The sequence below is a fragment of the Saccharopolyspora karakumensis genome (genome assembly GCF_004349225.1).
Classification (GTDB): Bacteria; Actinomycetota; Actinomycetes; order Mycobacteriales; family Pseudonocardiaceae; genus Saccharopolyspora; species Saccharopolyspora endophytica.
On sequence record NZ_SMLA01000025.1, the window covers coordinates 45136 to 62693 of the forward strand.

Consider the following 17558-nt stretch of genomic DNA (forward strand, 5'->3'; position numbering starts at 1 on the left):
GGGTGGCGTTTGAGGCAACCAGGGGTCAGGGCGGAGAAGGCAAAGCAGCGGAGCGTAAACATCATCGGCGCAGATGGCGAGACGTGAGCTGGAATTTGCCTCCTGACACGCCGGCACGACGTGACGACGACGAGGACGAACGATGCCGCTCAACCTGCCCGAGGGCAAGCGATTCGCGATCTCACTGGGGCCCGATCTGGATGCGCAAAGTGTCTGGATTGGCACGTTCCGGTCGAGATCTCAGAGCGATCTGTCACGCGGGGAGTTCGGGGCCGTGGTGGGTACGCCGCGCCTGCTCGACCTGTTCGACCGGTACGGCATCACCACGACGTGGTGCATCCCGACGCATACGGTCCAAACGTTCCGTGCACAGGTCGACCAGGTCGTCGACAGGGGGCACGAAGTCGCCGCGCACGGTGTCTGGCACGAGTATGTTCCCAAGTTGGAGCTTGACGAGGAGCGCAGACTCCTCGAACTACAGCTCGCCCAGCACGAAAAGCTGCTCGGGATGCGGCCGCGGGGATATCGTTCACCGGCCATCGACGTAACTGACAACACCTTGGGCTTGCTTGAGGAGTACGGGTTCGACTGGGACTCATCCTTGCAGGGTAGGGACTTTGAGCCCTACCGCCCACGTCTTGTGACTGACATTGATCTGGAAGCAGGCAACACATTCGGGCCGCCGTGCGGGGTGCTGGAATTTCCGGTCACCTGGTACCTGGACGATTTTCCGGAATTGGAGTCGTTCAAGGGCAATGCGCTGATCCAATCTCATGATGTCGTGCTGAAACGTTGGACCGACACTTTCGACTTCGCACACGAGCGCTGCCCGGGTGGGGTCATGACTTTCACGTTGCACCCCCAGACCATCGGTCGGGCGCACCACATCCTCATGCTCGAAAGGTTCATCGAGCACGTGCTGCAGCACGACGACGTGTGGTTCCCGACGCTTTCGCAGCTGTTCGACTGTTGGTCGGATTGATCGGAAGAACACGTAGAAGGACGGAGGCGATCATGACAGAGGCCGCTGCGGGATCCGACCGCTACTGGCACACGCAGGTCAGTGCCATTACCCCGGAGACGGTGTACATCCGCGGCTACAAGCTCGACGAACTTATCGGGCTGCCGTTCACCGCAACCACGTTTCTGATGATCAAGGGCAGATTGCCGACGCCGCAGGAGACGAAGGTGCTCGATGCGGTTTTGACGGGGGTGCTGGACTACGGTCTCGAGAAGTCCGGCACCGCCGCCGCGCGGTACGTGGTTTCCTGCAATCCGCATGTGCAGGCCGGCCTTGCGGCCGCCGCGCTCAGTGCCGGTGATTACGGGTTGGCTACGGAGAACACCGCGCGGTTCATCCGAGACACCTACGCCGAGTTCAAGGACTCGGGCGAGACCGACATGGATGCGTTCGCGGAAAAGGTTGTCGCGAAGGCCAGTGCAGAGAAGCAGCGGATTCCCGGTTTCGGTCACCAGGTCTTCCGGTACACCGACCCGCGAGCTCAGATCCTCAAGCAAATCGCCGTCGAAGCGGGGCTTTGGGACGAACCGGTCCAGTTGTACGAGGCTGTGCATCGTGCGTTCGTCAAGCTCCCCAAACGCGAGCACTTCCCGATCAACGATGTGGCAGTGCTGGCAGCGATCACGGTCGCGATGGGGTTCACCCCGGAGGAATCGACAGCGCTGGCCATCCTGGGCACTCTGCCGGGGGTGATCGCGCACATCTCTGAGGAGTTCGCCTCGCGAAAGGTGCAGCGGCTGATCCCACCAGAGACCGTCCACTACGACGTTCCACAGCGGGAACTCAAGGAGGATCTCGCTGCGGCAGGTTGGGATTCGGAGGACTAGTGGCGATTTCCTAGGATTTCACCACACGGTTGGAGCAGGTCGTCACCGACGGTGCGGGGTGAGCACGGCCATCCGGGATGGTCACCGCACCGTGAATCACGGTCGGCGCGGCGGTCGAGGAATCCCCGCAGCCTGGCAGCTGCCAGGCTGCGGGGGACATAGCGTCGCGTTGGCGGCTGAGGACTCCTGCTTCGCGCCGTGGAACAAGTGTCCTAGGCACTTCCGGTCGAAGAGCACGAATGAAGGCATCCGGCGCCGGAAGCCGCGCATCGCAGAAGGTCCCGACCCCGTACCCATTCGTCGCTCAAATTCGTCAAATCCGCACCACCGGACAGGTGACCGACGCCGGGTCGCCGACGCCTTGACGGGAACAGGAGACGCACCACGATGTCCTCGCTGACCATCGCCGTCACGCAGTTGGAACTTCGCGCCGAACGCAGCGTCGAGGCCTTCCTCGCACACATGGAGAGTCTCGTTGCCGACTCTGCCGTGCGCGGAGCGGAGCTGGTGCTGTTCCCTGAGTTTGCCAGCACCGGACTGCTTGGCGCGATCACTGACCATCGGGTCACGAAGGAGACCGTGATCTCGGATTACTGGAACGTGCTTTCGGCGATGACTGGAGAGATCACCGAGGGCATGAAGAGGATGGCGTCCGAGCACGGCATCGTCGTTGTTGGCGGAAGCCACAACCGCATCGCCACGGATGGATCGCTGCGAAACACGGCCTTTGTCGTGCATCCCGACGGCCGAGTGGAGTCTCAGGACAAGCTCCACCTCACACCGCCGGAGCACAGCATGGGCGCTCGTGGGGGAGACGACCTGCTGATCACGAGGGTCGGGCCGTTCACAGTCGCTGTTTTGATCTGTGCCGACATCCAGTTTCCGGAGCTGACGCGGTACCTGGTCGCCAAGGGGGTCGATCTGATTCTCTGCCCGTCCCTCACATGGAACCGTCGAGGCGCTTTCCGCGTGCGTACGGGCTGCCATGCACGGGCGATCGAGAACCAACTGTACGTGGCGATATCACCATTGATCGGGTCAAGCGGTCTTCCAGAAGACGCTCCGCTGTACACGACGGGTTCTGCGCTCGTCACCGGACCGGTGGACAAAGCGGTCGGCCGCAATGACGGGGTGATGGCGATAGCGGATACGAGTGAAGAGGAGGTAGTCGTCGTCGAATTGGACCGGGAGCTGGTTCTTAAGTCCCGTGAAACGCCAGAACCTCCCGGATTGAAACTGCAGCGTCCGGAGTTGTACCGGAAACTGCGCTTCGCGGTCGGCGAGAGATGATCGCCGTGTACGGCCACCGCGTGCATTAGCGTGCGACGGCCCCTGGCCCGGGATCGATGAGTTTCGTGCTCCGACGAGGTCCCCGCGGAGTCGGCTTGTGCCCGCAGGTGCAGCGCGGAGTACCAAGGGGCTGTTGAGCACTTGGAGCTGGCTGGGCTGTGCGAGGAACTGGGCGGAACGTCAGGCAAGCCGACGCTCTCGAGCATCTCGGCGCCGTGCACGAAGACCTGGACTCGGTCAAGGCCGAGTTTTGCTGGTGGCGAGCGATCGTTTTTGCTGCGAACAGGCGCGTTCTGCCGATGTCGACCGGATCGCGATGCGGCTAGAAGCGATCAGTGATCGAACACCCGGACCGTTCGATCGACAGGAACACGCTGTAGATGTCGGCGATTCCGAGTGCAGCGGTGAGCAAGCGCGCCAAAGCCGGCCGCGGATCCTGGCCGGTGGCCATGAGTCGGCGTACGTCGGCGATTGCCACGTCCACCTCATCGAGCGCAGCCCAGTCCTGGTCGATGGCCTGTGCGCGTAGTCGGGCTCGGCGTGCTTTCTGCCGACAGGCCGGTCCGTGGTAGCAGCCGGGGCGGCCGCGTGGCGAAGGCGGCGGCAGTGGCTCGCCGCAGCCTTTGCAGGTTGTTGCCTGCATGTTCTTCAGCTCCGTCGGTTGTGCTGTTGGAGTGGCTAGAGCCGCTTGAGGCCTTCCAGTACGGCGCGTAGGACGCCGAGCGGAGGCTGGGTTGATGCCCAGTTTTCACTGTGGTCTGGGGCGTCTATGCGGGGTAGGCGTTGTGTTGGCAAGTCCGGGGCGAGATCGCCTGTCCATGCGGTTTTGTATCCGCACTGGCCGCGGCTCGTCTTGGTGATCACAGTTGAGATCAGGTTCGTGGCTGCTCGGCGGCATCTGTGTGTGCCGGAGCTTGCTCGCGGATCAACCCGGCGAGTTGGTCGAGCGTGGCGGCGAGGGCATCACGTTCCCGCTGGTCATAGGTTCCCTGTGGGAGGTAGCGCGCGGCGTCGTCGAGCAACCACTGGGCTTTCCGGAGTACGACCGCGAGCTTGCTGTCGTCGGATGCTTCTGCGTCGTGCGCTGTAGGGATGGTGCCGGTATCCATCGCCGCGGTGAGCCGCAGAAGGCACGCGGCGCACGGTGCGCAAGCGGGCGCCTTCTCGGAGGTCACGGGCTCTCCGGGTCCTGCGGCGAGCTCGAGGTTTGCAGGATCGAACTTCAGCCGGCACCAGGACTCAACCACTGTGTTGGTGCTGGTCGGCGCGGCGCAGTGCGCAACGCGAAGGGACTCGACCACTACGCCGGGGCGGTACTGGAACCACACGGCCTGTTCTGCTGATGCGTTCACTCGTGATCTCCGTTCGAGGGGTGGCCGCGGCCAGGCATGGAGGTGTGTCTGGCCGCGGCCGGCATCCGGCGGCGGTCGGGGAGCGGTTGCGCAACGCCGCCGGAGGGATTTCGTGACCGTTTGTGAGCGGCCCATGTCAGACTGAAATCATGCTGACATCAGCTCTCGGTCAGCGGAACGACGCGAAGGCGACGTACCCGTGACATAGCGGGAGCGGCTGTGGGAAAGGGGTTGCATTGCAGACGGCGCGCACGGTTCTTGAGCAGAAAATCTGGGAGCGGCGGCAGACGCTGCAGGAGTTCACGGAGTGGGCTGAGGCGTTCGCGCGCGAACACGACGAGCCAGGCACGTTGAGCGCCCGTCACCTTCAGCGCCTCGTCGCTGGCCAGATGCCGAGCGGAAGGCCAGTCGGACGGCCTCGACCGGCGACGATGAGGTTGCTCGAAGCCATCTTCGGCGTGGGCGTCGATGTTCTGTTTGCTCCGCCAGAATCTGCTACCGAGCAGGAGGACGCTTACACGTCGTGGCAGCCCTCCCTCAACATCGGAGCAGCACCGGCGTGTGCTCGGCGGGAAACGACACCGGCAGTTCAAACCCCTGATGCGCGGGTGGACATGGCGCAGTCCTTCGCGTGGCTTGACGCCCGAAGCGGGTGGAGCCCTGAAACGACGCGCCGGAAGGTGACGTCCCGCCTGGCCTCTTTGACCGCCGACGAAGTGCTCGAGAGACCCGCGCGGCGCCGCAAGGTCAGCCGAAGCGAGATCGCCACAGCAGTAGTTGACTATTACGGGACAGCGGAGACCGGGCACCACTTCTACAGTGCCACCTGCGGCGACTCGAAGATCCGCACGAGTGTTCTGACCTGTGACCCCTGGCTCGACCTCGGATGTCAGCTCAGCAGAGGGAATGACAACGTCGCACTCCGCACCGACACATCGGTCGCTCAACATGTTGTCACGTCAGACCGAGCGATTGACCGGCTCGCCGAAGCTGCGGTGCAGGGGATACGGATGGCGAACATGCCCCTCTACCGGCTGCTTAACCTGGAGGCTCGGCCAGGAGCAATCTCAGCCGAGGTCGGGACGGTGCCGTTCATCGAGTACGCGGTCTCAATGGATCTTCTCGAGAACGAGCTGATCGATGCTCTTGCCACCGGCGCGCCAGACCAACTCCCGCTGCGGGACTACTACCTGCCGAACCTCGACTCCGTCCTCAACCCCTCCGGGCGACTGTGCGCAGGGGGAGTGCTAGCGCTCTGCGCTATCGCACGGCCGCCAGACCCGTATCGCCGCGAGCGTGACTTCGCGATTGTGGTTCAACAACGGTCAAGCTACGTACTTAACGCTGCGCAGAGGCTCTCGGTGATCCCGAAGGGATTCCATCAGCCAATGACGGACCTGCACGCGGATGCCCATTTGACCGCGACGCTCCTGCGGGAGATGGAAGAGGAGCTCTTCGGCCGGACCGACGTCGATAACACCATGGAGGGCACTCGCGCGGCGGCCCCACTGCATCCAGGACGCATGTCTGAGCCGATGCGCTGGCTCATGGCGGACCCGTCCCGGGTACGCATGGAGTGCACCGGCTTCGGCCTGAACCTCATAAGCGGTAACTACGAGTTCGCGTGCCTCCTGGTCATTGAGGACGACGACTTCTGGACCCGCTACGGCGGAGAAATCGAGGCGAACTGGGAAGCGTCGGGACTCCGCTTGTACTCCAGCCTGGACCCTCAACTCGTCGACGAACTGGTCACAGACGAGTCCTGGAGCAATGAAGGTATCTTCGCGTTCTTGCAGGGGATCCGCCGTCTACGTGAAAGCAGGGACGAACGAGCGAAACTGCCCACTATTCAGATCGACCCAGGCGACTGAGGCCAAACCCGAGCTTTCGGAGAAAGGTAGGCCGTCGTTAGGGTTCCCGGGCGTTGCGGGCTCTGCGGTTCTCGATGCGGCCGATGGTCGCGTGGGCGGGAATCAGCATGAGCCAGCACATAGGCGCCCACGTGGGAGAAACCAGCGCCACGGGCATGGACGCGGCGAAGCCGACGATCGTCACCGCGGACGGTGCGTAGGCCGAGAGCGCCTGCGTCCCGGCGCGGAAGCTCCCGGTGTGACGCGCGATGGTGACGATGACCAGTTGCAACGCTGAGATCGCTGCGACGTTGGCGGCGTAGCTGATCACCGCGACCGATTCGTCGCTGTAGTTGGCCAGCAGCGACGAGGGGAACGGTAGCAGTGCGACGAAGCCCAGCAGCACCACGTTCACCGCTGCGACGGAGGGGGCGATGCGCCGGATGTCGCTGAACAACGCGCGGTGTCCGAGCCACAGCACGCCGATGACCAGGAACGCGATCGCATAACCGGCCAGGTCGGGGGCGAGCCCGCGCAGCGCGTCGTGCAGGCTGCTGGTGTTGAGCCCTTCCGGAACGCGGATGTCGAGGGCGAGCAGGGTGGCCGCGATCGCGAAAACGCCGTCGGACAGGGCGAGCACCCGCCCGTCCTGCCCCGAGTCGTCGTCCTCGACCGCCACGTCCCGAGACTGACCGAAATCCCGCCGTCGAGCACGGTGACCTAGATTCGAGCTGGTTTACACCGCCATGAGAGCGAAGGTGCTTCGGCCAGGAACGCGATGACATTGATGCGCTGTGCTCGTGCTCAGGGTTTCATTCTTCGTCAATGGCGGGCCCTGCGGCCCGCCTGCCTGTTGTGTCCGAGGCCGGCGCAACGGGCCCCGCCGCAGGGTGAGACCGACAGGCATATCGGCTGCGGTTCGGTCGTGGCTGCTCTGTCCTCACCCCATCGGCATCCACGCGGCCTGATGAGGGCTTCGCCAGGTCGGCGGGGTAGGGACCAAAGGCCCTCCTTTGGAGGTAGCCAGGTATGGCCGAATTGGGGGTGCATTACTTCACCGCGCGTACGAGGAACTTCCTCAACATCCGGAGGGATCATGGCACTCAGCCGTCTCGCCCAGGAATTCGCAGCCGAAATCTCGCTCCACGACTGGAGCGACGCTCCCTACAGGGCCGACAAGGCGGGTCACCAGGCGAGGTGGGATCACGGCCGCTCAAACCACAAGATCCTTGATCCGGGCGAAACTGAGTGTGTCCGGTTGAACGTGATGTGGGTTGCCGCCCAGGTGCTCCGTCACTCCGATCCGAACTTCGATGTGTATGAGTTCGCTGAGGCGTGCGGGATCAACACCGCACCACTCGGGCGTGCCATTGCCTACGGGCTGCGATGCGCTAGTGAAGCCTACGATCGTCCCGGTACGTTTGACGCCAGCGATGACCCCTCAGCGAGGGTTGCTGGCGATCGAGAGACGTCGCGATAGCCACCGCCAGACTGCCAACTTATCGCCAAAAACCGAGCTCGAACGACCGAAATGATGAGGCATGCCGGTGCGGATTAAAGCCCCTCCTCTGCAGCGTATGAGACATATTCGCAAGTGACGAGCACCATCGAGGGAGACATAGACGCCATCAGAGGATTCGGGTTTCCAGTAGTGGTTGCGGCTTGTGAAGGATTAGGCTGGCCGCGGCCCCAGTTTGGTGGACTGGGGCCGCGATGGATGTGAACCTTAGAGGTGGTCGAGCGCCTGTCTTGCGAGGTCACGCATAGTGCTGGTGCTAGGGCTGCCTGTGAGGGGCTCGGCTTCGGCGATGTGGACTGAGGGGCCGTGCGTTTGTGATGCGTAGTTCTGACCGGTGAACTTGGTGGCGTCGTAGCCGGGCGTTTCCCGGGCTAGGTCGGTGACATTGCCTGATCCGCCGCGGTCAGCGAGCCGTTTGAGTGCGTCGGCGTAGTTCGAGCTGGACATGTCGGTACGTGAGGCCGCGATCAGCATCGTGTTTCCTTGATGGTCGTAGGCTCTTAGCAAGGTGCGATGAAGCTCGACGCATGGGGTTTGCTTGAAGAACTGTTGCACTTGGCCGTAGGCGTGATTGCTGCATTCTCCATCGTGTGACGTATTGATCTGTGTGACGGTGGACCGGTCAACTTCCCAGGAGGTAGCTGCCGTCGGGGTGCTGGTGCTATCTGGTGTGCCTCCCCAGAAGAACAGCCCGCCGATGATTAGTGCTGCGAGACCAAGCCCGGAAGGGCTTTGTCCGCCGGCGGAAGGAAGCCCCCTGATGTGTCCCCGGACCCTAGTTCCGTCTTTCTTGGTGTACCGGCCTGACGTAGACCACGTTGCTCCTCTGCATGTGACCGAGGCCGCTGCCGAGCCTTCGGGTGCGCGGCGAAGGCTCGGCAGCGCGCTGGCTGAGAGATGGCTTCTCGTCCGCGACGTGGAGCGTCGTTATGCGGCGGACTGCCAGTGCGTGGTGTATTTGGCGGCTTCAGCAGCTAGAAGTGCGTCGAGGTCGTTGCGATTGGTGTTGCGCCGCAATCGGAAGGGCTTGCCGCGGCGTACATCTAGGAGCATGGGCCGAGCACCCGGCAGGAGGCTGGGCATCTCTTGTTCGAGAACACGCAGCATGGGGTTCGCGGCATCTGGCGTCAGCTCAGGTTCCTTGACGTAGGGGAAGACGACTTCGGTCTTCTCAGCGGAGTACCGCAGGCCGATCAGGCGGTGAAGTTTCACTTCAAGGCTGCCGTTCCTCCAAGTGCTGTTGGCAACCCTGACTCCGGTGGCCTTGGTTCTGCGCCACCAGCGGATGAAGCCTGCTTCGAGCTCTGCAAAGTGAGGCTGTTGCGCCTCGTTTGCATGGTTGACCGCTTCAGCGATCACGAGCGGAGGCGTGACCGAGTTGAAGCACTGCCGGAGAGCAGTGCGGAAGGGGCCGTAGAAGATGTCGCCTTTGCTCTCCTGGTCGAGGTACATCTTGCGCTGACTCTTGACGATGTTGATGCAACCGCGGGGCGTGCTGTGCATGTAGTCGAGGAACGATGGGGCGCTGATCCGGACCGGACTCACAGAGCTCCTACCTCTCGTCAAGAGGTAGTAGGCCAATCGGGAGAGTGAAGTTGACTACAACCTCTTGCCATCTCGCGATGCTCACCCTAAGGTCGTACTTGCGGTTAAGACATAAGGTTTTGGCCTACACCTCACTTGCGACTCGTCAACCGAGAAGTGTAGCTCCCTGATCGACTCTGCGCCAGTGCACGCGGTGTGACTTACGTCACGCCGCTTTTTTCATCGCAACGGTCGGCGAAACGGGATCCAAGGACAGGATCATCCGTGCGCTTTACGTGTTCCAAGCGATGTCGAACGGCGGCGAAGAATTGTCCTCATTGGCCATTTGCATTCGCGATCTAGCCTGGTTATAACGAGCAGCGACACAGCTTGTCAAACCTCCGAAGAGGCCGAAGGTTAATCCGTCAGATATGAGCGGTAAGTGGCTATGCCAAAGGCTAGTTCGAGGCAGATGGCCAGCGCACGGTGACGACCACGGCGTCCGTGATCGCTTCCCAGGAGTGGTCGATGCCAGGGCCCCAGACCGCGTAGTCGCCCTGCTTGGCGAGGTCGACGGTGCCTTCGGTGAGGTGCAGGCGGAAGTGGCCTTCGACGAGGAGGAGCAGGGTGGTGCGCTGGTCGTCGGTGGTCCACTCGGGGCGCTTGTCGCCGGCGGGGTGGGTGCCCCATTTGACTTCGAGGTCCTTAGTGGAACGGACTCCGCCTTCGGTGGGGTCGATGAAGTGGCCGAGTAGCCAGCCGCGGGTTTCGCTGCCGTCTTCTGCAGCGTTTCCGTGGTGCCAGTTGCGGCTCACTACCGAACCTCCCATTCGATCGACGGCAGACTCACCCGGTCGCCGCCGATCTGCGCGAGCCGTCGAAGTCCTTGCAGCAGGGCGAAGAGCCCTTCGTTGCTCCACGCTACATCAGCGATGAGCTCGGAAATCAGGTCGCCGTCGCGGCTCGAGTACTGGTGCAGGCCGGCCGCTTCCCAGTTGGCTTCGACCCGGCCGCCGTAGCGTTCCCAAAACTCCTCGTCGTCGATGACGATCAGGCTGGCGAACTCGAAGTTGCCGCTCAGGAGGTTCAGGCCGAACCCGGTGCACTCCATGCGGAGTCGGCTCGGATCCTCCATGAGCCACCGCATCGGCTCCGACACCCGGCTCGGGTGCATCGGGTCGGCGGAGCGCTGGTCGTTGGTCGTGTTGTCGATCTCGTCTCGGCCGAAGAGCTCTTCCTCGACCTCCCGCCGCAGGGTCGCGCCGATCTGAGCGTCGACGCGCAGATCGGTCATCGGTTGGTGGAAGCCCTTGGGGATGACCGCCAGTCGGCGTGCTGCGTTGAGCACGTTGCCCGAGCGCTCTTGCACCAGGAGCACGTAGTCGGCCTCGCCACGGAACGGACTGGCAGGCCGGGCGATTGCGAACAGTGCGAGCGGACCACCGGCGCAAAGTCGGTTGGCCACGTCCGTCACGGAGGAGATGTCGGGCAGGTACTTATCGCGCAGCGGTAGGGACTTGTGGGCCGTCGCGGCGTCAGCTGAGATCGCGTCGACCAGCTCGCCCTCGAGCAGGTCCATGGTGACCGCGTACTCGACGAACCGCGACGTGCCCACCAAGCCGTTGATCGCATCCGGCGAGGGCGAGATGTCGAGCAGGCGGTAGAGCGGCTTGTCGACCAGCCGTGTCCCCATGGCCAGGGTTTCCGCCAATCGCTGCACCGCGCGGCCCGCCGCGCCGGAGTCCAGCTCGGCGAACACGTCGCGCGCCGAGCTGGTGACCTTGAGTCGGTCGTGCCTCGCGAACAACGGGCACCCAAGATCGAGCCAATCAGGGCAGGTCAGAACGCTCGTCTCAGCGTGGGAAACGTCGTAGCGGGCCGCATACCGGCCATGCTCGCCGGCCTTCGTGCCGTAGTACTTGCCGAGCACGTCGGCGACGCTGCGCTGATCAACGCGCCCTCGACGGCTTGCCCTGGCCCCCAGTTCGCTCACGTCGAGGCGCGCGAGCCGCGACGCAATTTCCTTGCGCGCGGTCCCAGGCATCCATCCCGCGTGCTCGTCCAGCCAATCCAGTGCCGCTCCGATGTCGGGGTCAGCGCTCAGCCGCTTCTCGGCGTCGGCCGCTGCGGCCTCATCGACCGCCGGCTCCGCTGGGGCATCGGTGGTGTCCTTCACCAGCTCCGCAAACCGGGCCTTGATGGCGTCGTCTTCCTGCGCCAGAGCCGTGTCCAGGGTGCGCTGCATCTCCGACTGCGGCCGGCGGTTCGGCTTCTCGTGCCAGCCGGCAACCGTGCGCAAACCGATTCCGAGGTGGGCGGCGAACTCGTCGTTGCTCATTCGCATCGCACCTTGCAGCGCACAGGCGGTCCGCCCCGTCCAGCTGGACACCAAATTCATCGCGTTCGGCCCTTCGCGGTGGGTTTGTGCACTGGTTGAGCATCGGTTGAGCACTGGCTGAGGGGTTTTCGTGCATCGGTTTCCCGGCGGATTCGGCCTGGAATTGGAGGCATGGAAAACGAAGCAAACAGCAAGCGGAACCACCCGGCGCTAACGGTTCTTGCGGACGTGCTCGATGACCGTCGCGAGGTCGCCCTTGAGGTCGTCGAGCCGCTCGGTGATCTCTTCCATGCGCTGCTCGAGCGAGTCCAAACGGGACCAGACCGTGTCGGCGGTGTCCGAGATCGGTTCGTCGGCTTCGGACGGCTTTCGGCCCTGCAGCAGGAAAAGCAGGTGCTGGGGGTGCCAGCCGAGCGCGATGGACAGCGACTCCAGCGTGCGGGCGCTCCGTCTGCGCTCCACCACGTGGTGCTGGATCTCGCGGACGATCGCCTGCGAGACGTTCGAGCGCTCCGCGAGCTCTCGCTGTCGCCAGCCGAGCTCGTTCACGCGCTCGTTGATGGCCTTGGCGACCGCCGCCCAGTCTTCCGACACCTATTCCTCCGCGCTCCGCCTTCGCGCAGAGGGTAGCCGTTCCGTGACGCATTTCGTGACATGACCGCGCCTGAAAGGGCGCGGCCCGGAATTCTCATGCTTATCGAGAGCTGAAATCAACTAATGACTGTTGAAATCAGCTTCCTAATGTTTCGAAGGGCTTTCTTCAATGGGTACGTCCATGCCGAAAAACGGGCGCCGCGACTTCTACTCGGTCCGCCGAGCCGCCTGGATCCTCAACCGAGCGAGCTGACCCGCCTCCTGGCCGGTGCCGCGGTGGCGCAGGACGGAGGTCGGAAGTGATGACCTCCTACAACGACCTCTGGCTCATCGGTATCGCGTGGCGGCTCGACCGCCTGCGCTGGGCACCGACAGCGCTGCTCACTGGCTGCGTTCGCGGCCACGGTATCTGCATGACGGAGTTCCCAGCCGACGAACCCGCCTGGCTGGACCAGCAGCTGACCGACCGCGAGCTCGCCGCAGCGATGTGCCAGGGCTGCCCAGTCGCCGACGAATGCCTCGAACCGGAGCTCCGCTCCGGCGGTGCCGACACCGTCGGTGTCTGGGGTGGGCTGTCGGCAGACGACCGTCGGGAGCTGCACCCGCACTGGCTTCGCCGCGGCGAGCGTGCCGAGAGGGGTGTTGCGCGATGATGCTCCAACTGACCCCCGTGGAAGTTCTGGCTGTGCTTGGCGGCTTGTTCGCGCTGGTCATGGTGTGGCGGGCGAGTGCGAAGGCCACCCGGCGAGCTAGCGAAGCCGCTCGGACGAGCGTCCGGTTCATGTCCCTGACCGGGCGCGTGGTGGTCACGGCTGCGGCGATCGTCGGCGTGCAGTGGATCGTGATCAAGCATCCCGGCAACGAAGGACTGCTGCTCGCGGTGCTCGGTGTTCCTGCGCTGTTCGCGTCGTACACGCTGACCAGAGCGCTGACCGTGACCGCCGTCGACATGCCGCAGCAGAAGAAGGGGCGGCGTCGATGAGCGCGCCGCAGACAGCGGGTGAGCGGCGCCGGCCGCTCACCCGCCCCGACGCCGAAGCCGTTGAACAGGTGCGCAGACAGGTCGACCGGTTGTGCTGGAGCGGGATCTTGCTTGGCCTGGCGTTCACGATGACCAACGTCCAGAGCTTCGCGGCCAATGGTGCTGCGGCTTGGTCGCTGCCGTGGTTGGCCGCGTGGCTGCTCGATCCGATGGTGTCGCTGGTGCTGCTGGCGATCCTGCGGGCCGAGCAGGTCACCGCCCGGTACGGGATCCGCACCGGTGGCTGGGTTCGTGGCGCGAAGTGGTTCACGCTCGCGGCCACGTACGTCATGACGCTTCTATGTGTGTCAAGGAGCGGTGGGTTTCGCTCGACCGCGTCTATCCGGGGTGTTTCGGGGCGGGTTTGTGGCGTTGAGGGTGCGGAAGACCTCGCGGGCGACGTAGCGCTTGAGCATGCGGCGGATTTCGCGGTCGGAGCGGCCTCCGGCGCGGCGGCGGTGGATGTAGGTGTGGGTGCGTGGGCAGCTGCGCCATCGCGTGAGCACGATGGCGTGCAGGGCGCAGTTGAGTGCGCGGTCGCCACCCCGGTTGAGCCGGTGTCGGATGGTGCGTCCGCTGCTGGCTTGAAGTGGGCTGGCTCCTGCCAGGGCGGCGAAGGCTGCTTCGTTGCGGCAACGTCCGTGGTGCGACCACGAGATGAGGGCTTGGGCGGCCGAGACCGGTCCGATACCGAGTTTGGCCAGCAGGTCGGGAGCGAGCTCGCGCACGATCTCGGTCATGCGCCGGTGGTTGGTGGCCAGTTCGGTGGCGGTGTCGCGGACTCGCAGCGCCAGGCGGCGTGCTTCATCACGGCGAACGGCCTGTTCCCGGGTCTCGCTGGGGGTCGCCTCACGGTGGATGAGGGTGTGCAGGCGCGCGTTGCTGAACTGCTTCGCGCGGGCCAGGTGGCGCTCGTGGTCGTCACCGGTCAGCAGCAGTGCGCGCAGCTGGTTGATGGCGCGTCTGCGGGTCATGGTCAGCTCGTGGCGTGCGCCGAGCAGGATCCGGAGTGCTTCGCGGTCCCCATCGGCGCGTGGAGTGGGCAACTGATCGGCATCCAAGCGCAGTGCCTGCAGCGCGGCCAGGTGCGCATCGATTGGGTCCGACTTGCCGCGCCGGCGTTGCCGGGCAGTGGGTTGCTCGGCCTCGATCACGCGCACGCCGGCCGTGTTGAGCGCGCGGGCCAGACCTACGCCGTAGCTGCGGCTGCCCTCGACAGCGGCGGCGACCCGTGGTCCGGGTGCGTGCTCGGTGATCCAGGACAGTGCTCGCGTTGCGCCCTCGTCGGTATTGGGGACGGTGATCGTCGCCAGCGTGACACCGCTCGCGGTCGTCATCTCCAGCGTATGAGTGTCGCGGTGGGTATCGGCTCCCACGACGGCATCGATGACATCGGCCAGCATGACCATCCTGCGGCAGAGCTCCTTCCCGCATCGGCATGGGTTTCGACACCGGCCTGGCAGGAGACCGCCGAGCGGCACTTCTGTGAGGAGTCACGCGGACAAGTCCGCGGACAAGCTTCTGATCAAGCCAACCAGCGGAGCAGGACGGCGCCAGCGACCGAGAAGACATGTCATGACCAAGGCACGCCCCGCTGTCGCGGCGACCAAAACACTTGTGGGTCATTCCCGATCACCGGCACCGATCCTGCAGGCGGACCAGACCGAAACCGCCGACCAACACACTCACAGAACACCTGGGGCGCCTACGCCGCCAGAGCAGCCGACATGGTGGTCCTGCATTCCGTGCCGCCACTGGTCGTCTTCGTCGCTGCCGAAGCGGTCACGGATCTCCGGGACAAGCTCACCGCGGCTGTCCGCGCAGCATCCGTGAACGCCGACAGCGAGCTGGTGCCGGAGCCGGTTGTCCCTCGTTCACCGGACCCCAAGCGACGCATCTCCTTCGACGAGTACCTCGGCCGAGCCCGCGAGGCATGGCGTCCGGACATCACGGTCACCCCAGCCTGGATCCGCGAGGTCACAGGCTGTTCCCGCGGTTTGTCCTCACGGCTCGCGGCTGCGCTGTCCGCGGAGGTGGAGCAGCAATGAACGACAAGATGGCGCCTGCTCCGGCGGCGTCCCGAGAGGTGGAGCGCCACATCTTCAACGCCGAACTGATCGACGACGTCCCGGAGCCCGAACCGCAGCTCACCAGCTGGCAACGGTTCATGAACTGGTGGCTGCGTTCACCCCGCGTACCTGCGGCGCTGAAGTCACGCCAAGCCGCCAAGCACGCGCTCATGGACGGGCTGTCGTTCCTGATCCGCTCGCCTTGGTGGTTCCTCCGGTCAGTCGCCCGTGGACTGGTGGCTGCGGTCCGCGGTTGGCGGCAGTGGGTCCGCGTTCACGACTACCGCGAGGCGGCAGAGCAGTCCGAGAAGCTCGCGGACAAGTTCGTGGAAATCCGTGAACTTACCCTGTTCCGCTGGAAGGTGACCGGTGCGGTCACGTTGGCCGTCGGCGCCGTGCTCGCGGTCGGGTACGCGGTGTACGGCGGACACGCGATGTGGGCTGCCGCCGGAGTCTGCGCGGTCGCGTTGGCCGTGTACGGACGGCGAAAGGACGGGGCGCCCGGGCGTAAGCCGGTGCTCGCCGGGCCACGGACGCTGACCTGGACCATGGATCCGCAGATCCTGGTCGACGCGTTCCGGGACGCGAAGCTCATCGGGAAGGACGAATCGCTTCGCCTCGTCGAACGCGCCGCCCACGACGGCTCCGGGTGGGCCGTCACCGTCGACCTCCCCGCTACGCGCAAAGCTGCCGACGTCATCAAGCACCGCGAAGCCCTCGCTTCGGCTCTGGCGGTGGATGAGCTGCAGCTGTTCGTTGAGCGAGTACGGGGGAGAGGTGGTCATGCCGGCCGGGTGTTCCTGTGGGTGGCTGACGAGGACCCGTACTCCGGGCCTGCGCTGCGGTTCCCGCTGCTGGACATGGAGTACTGGGATGCCTGGCGAGCCATCCCGTTCGGGAGGGACGCGCGCAGTAGGCGGATCGATCTGCAGCTGGTCTGGACGTCGCTGATCGTCGGATCGATCCCTCGGCAGGGCAAGACCTGCGCCAGCCGACTGCCTGCCGCTGGCCTGATCCTCGACCCGTTCACGCAGCTGTACGTCTTCGACGGCAAAGGCGGAAAGGACTGGCAGGCAGCCGAAGCCGTCGCACACCGCTATGTCTGCGGTGACGAGCAAGAACAAGCTGAAGCCGTCCGCGATCACCTGGTCGAGCTGGTCGCTGAGGTGCAGGCGCGGTTCTCGCGGATGTCCGCGCTGGACGACGAGATCTGCCCGGAGTCGAAGATCACCCCGGCCATCTCGCGGGACCGCGAACTGGGCATGCCCATCACCGCGGTGATCATCGACGAGGTCCAGGTCTACCTGGAGAACCCGACCAAGGAGGAGATCGGAGGCAAGAAGACCACGCTCGGCGCCTACATCGCCGACCTGCTGACCTACCTCGCCCGGAAGGGACCGGCAGTCGGCATCGTGGTCATCCTGGCCACGCAGCGACCGGACTCCAACACCATCCCCTCTCGGCTGCGTGCTGTGCTGGGCTCCCGCTTCGCGCTGCGGGTCATGGACTGGCGGGACTCCAACATCGTCCTCGGCGAGCAGATGAACACCCGAGGCTTCGACGCCTCGACACTGCTACCCAGCCACAAGGGAGTCGGCATCCTCCGACCCGACGGTGAAGCCGAGTCCGGCGGCGACACGGTCGCCGTGACGGTTCGGACCTTCTACATGGACAACGCGGAGTGGCGATCGATCTGCGATCGCGGCCGGGCACTGCGAGAGGCTGCGGGCACCCTGAGCGGCCACGCGGCCGGCGATGACAGACCGCGCGCGATCGACCGGGCGGCCGTCGTCAAGGCGCTGGGCAGCGGACCAGGTGGCCCCGACCGCACGGTCGTCGAGCTACCTGAGCCACTCGCCTCCGTCGTCGACCACCTCGGAGACGAGCTCGACCAGCGCGAGTTCGTGCCGAGCGCCGAACTGACCGAAGCCCTGGAAGTCGAACCCGGCACCTTCGCCAAGCAGATGGGCCAGCTCGAGTGCCGACCGACCAGACACCGGATCCCGGACGAAACGGGCGAGCTCCGACGAGTGCGCGGCTACTTCACCGCGGACATCCGATCCGCCGTGGACCGCATCTCTGATGAAATCAGCTCGGCTCGCGAGTCGGAGGCTGATCAGCAATGACGGCCGACGATCGAGATCCGGATGCCA

Annotated in this window: 17 protein-coding genes and 1 pseudogene; 9 read left to right on the top strand and 9 right to left on the bottom strand. The window is 64.7% G+C overall.

Going from position 1 to position 17558, the window contains the following annotated elements:
* Window positions 1-142: 142 nt before the first annotated feature.
* The 3 genes from E1202_RS17320 (at window position 143) to E1202_RS17330 (ending at window position 3138) form a co-directional block, all read left to right on the top strand.
* On the top strand, window positions 143-982 hold the full coding sequence (locus E1202_RS17320) for a polysaccharide deacetylase family protein (protein ID WP_132684198.1): 840 nt from the start codon (window positions 143-145) through the stop codon (window positions 980-982).
* Window positions 983-1014: 32 nt separating this feature from the next.
* Window positions 1015-1848: a citryl-CoA lyase gene (locus E1202_RS17325; protein ID WP_132684199.1), complete on the top strand. Its 834-nt coding sequence runs from the start codon at window positions 1015-1017 to the stop codon at window positions 1846-1848.
* A 387-nt stretch (window positions 1849-2235) separates the two neighbouring features.
* Window positions 2236-3138: a nitrilase-related carbon-nitrogen hydrolase gene (locus tag E1202_RS17330; RefSeq protein WP_132684200.1), complete on the top strand. Its 903-nt coding sequence runs from the start codon at window positions 2236-2238 to the stop codon at window positions 3136-3138.
* 322 nt (window positions 3139-3460) lie between these two features.
* Here E1202_RS17330 and E1202_RS31475 read toward each other — a convergent pair whose 3' ends face one another.
* Both E1202_RS31475 and E1202_RS17335 read right to left on the bottom strand, forming a co-directional pair.
* Window positions 3461-3616, bottom strand: coding sequence for a hypothetical protein (locus tag E1202_RS31475; RefSeq protein WP_165943892.1), 156 nt, complete (start codon window positions 3614-3616; stop codon window positions 3461-3463).
* A gap of 394 nt (window positions 3617-4010) precedes the next feature.
* Window positions 4011-4490, bottom strand: coding sequence for a hypothetical protein (locus E1202_RS17335; RefSeq protein WP_132684201.1), 480 nt, complete (start codon window positions 4488-4490; stop codon window positions 4011-4013).
* A gap of 236 nt (window positions 4491-4726) precedes the next feature.
* On the opposite strand from E1202_RS17335, the gene E1202_RS17340 reads away from it, so the two are divergent.
* On the top strand, window positions 4727-6361 hold the full coding sequence (locus E1202_RS17340) for a transcriptional regulator (RefSeq protein WP_132684202.1): 1635 nt from the start codon (window positions 4727-4729) through the stop codon (window positions 6359-6361).
* 37 nt (window positions 6362-6398) lie between these two features.
* Here the strand turns inward: E1202_RS17340 and E1202_RS17345 are convergent, their stop codons facing one another.
* The 6 genes from E1202_RS17345 to E1202_RS17370 form a co-directional block, all read right to left on the bottom strand.
* Complete coding sequence (locus E1202_RS17345; protein WP_132684203.1) at window positions 6399-7019, bottom strand: TMEM175 family protein; 621 nt, start codon at window positions 7017-7019, stop codon at window positions 6399-6401.
* Between the two features lie 1047 nt (window positions 7020-8066).
* Window positions 8067-8333, bottom strand: coding sequence for a hypothetical protein (locus E1202_RS17350; RefSeq protein ID WP_132684204.1), 267 nt, complete (start codon window positions 8331-8333; stop codon window positions 8067-8069).
* A 453-nt stretch (window positions 8334-8786) separates the two neighbouring features.
* Window positions 8787-9404, bottom strand: coding sequence for a hypothetical protein (locus E1202_RS17355; protein ID WP_132684205.1), 618 nt, complete (start codon window positions 9402-9404; stop codon window positions 8787-8789).
* Between the two features lie 437 nt (window positions 9405-9841).
* Window positions 9842-10213 (bottom strand): signal peptidase I, encoded by a 372-nt coding sequence (locus E1202_RS17360; protein ID WP_132684206.1) that lies wholly within the window; start codon window positions 10211-10213, stop codon window positions 9842-9844.
* Complete coding sequence (locus E1202_RS17365; RefSeq protein ID WP_408006677.1) at window positions 10198-11721, bottom strand: transcriptional regulator; 1524 nt, start codon at window positions 11719-11721, stop codon at window positions 10198-10200. The genes E1202_RS17360 and E1202_RS17365 overlap by 16 nt, the downstream gene beginning before the upstream one ends.
* A gap of 210 nt (window positions 11722-11931) precedes the next feature.
* Window positions 11932-12315: a helix-turn-helix domain-containing protein gene (locus tag E1202_RS17370; protein ID WP_132684208.1), complete on the bottom strand. Its 384-nt coding sequence runs from the start codon at window positions 12313-12315 to the stop codon at window positions 11932-11934.
* Between the two features lie 413 nt (window positions 12316-12728).
* Here E1202_RS17370 and E1202_RS17375 point away from each other — a divergent pair, with 413 nt between their 5' ends.
* The 3 genes and pseudogenes from E1202_RS17375 to E1202_RS32215 all read left to right on the top strand — a co-directional run.
* Entirely contained in the window at window positions 12729-12968 is a 240-nt protein-coding gene (locus E1202_RS17375; protein WP_328590992.1) for a WhiB family transcriptional regulator, read from the top strand.
* 128 nt (window positions 12969-13096) lie between these two features.
* On the top strand, window positions 13097-13297 hold the full coding sequence (locus E1202_RS32835; RefSeq protein ID WP_328590993.1) for a hypothetical protein: 201 nt from the start codon (window positions 13097-13099) through the stop codon (window positions 13295-13297).
* A pseudogene (locus E1202_RS32215) lies at window positions 13294-13629 on the top strand (hypothetical protein); the annotation flags it as partial. The gene E1202_RS32835 and the pseudogene E1202_RS32215, both read left to right, overlap by 4 nt.
* Window positions 13630-13644: 15 nt before the next feature.
* Here E1202_RS32215 and E1202_RS17390 read toward each other — a convergent pair.
* The gene (locus tag E1202_RS17390; protein WP_132684211.1) at window positions 13645-14745 is read right to left on the bottom strand and encodes an IS110 family transposase; all 1101 of its coding nucleotides are present in this window, start codon (window positions 14743-14745) and stop codon (window positions 13645-13647) included.
* Between the two features lie 318 nt (window positions 14746-15063).
* Here E1202_RS17390 and E1202_RS31480 point away from each other — a divergent pair, with 318 nt between their 5' ends.
* Both E1202_RS31480 and E1202_RS17395 read left to right on the top strand, forming a co-directional pair.
* The gene (locus E1202_RS31480) at window positions 15064-15384 is read left to right on the top strand and encodes a hypothetical protein (RefSeq protein WP_165943881.1); all 321 of its coding nucleotides are present in this window, start codon (window positions 15064-15066) and stop codon (window positions 15382-15384) included.
* A complete protein-coding gene (locus E1202_RS17395) occupies window positions 15381-17531 on the top strand; it encodes an FtsK/SpoIIIE domain-containing protein (RefSeq protein WP_235878562.1) in 2151 nt (716 codons plus the stop codon). Before E1202_RS31480 ends, E1202_RS17395 begins: the two co-directional genes overlap by 4 nt.
* Window positions 17532-17558: the final 27 nt, after the last annotated feature.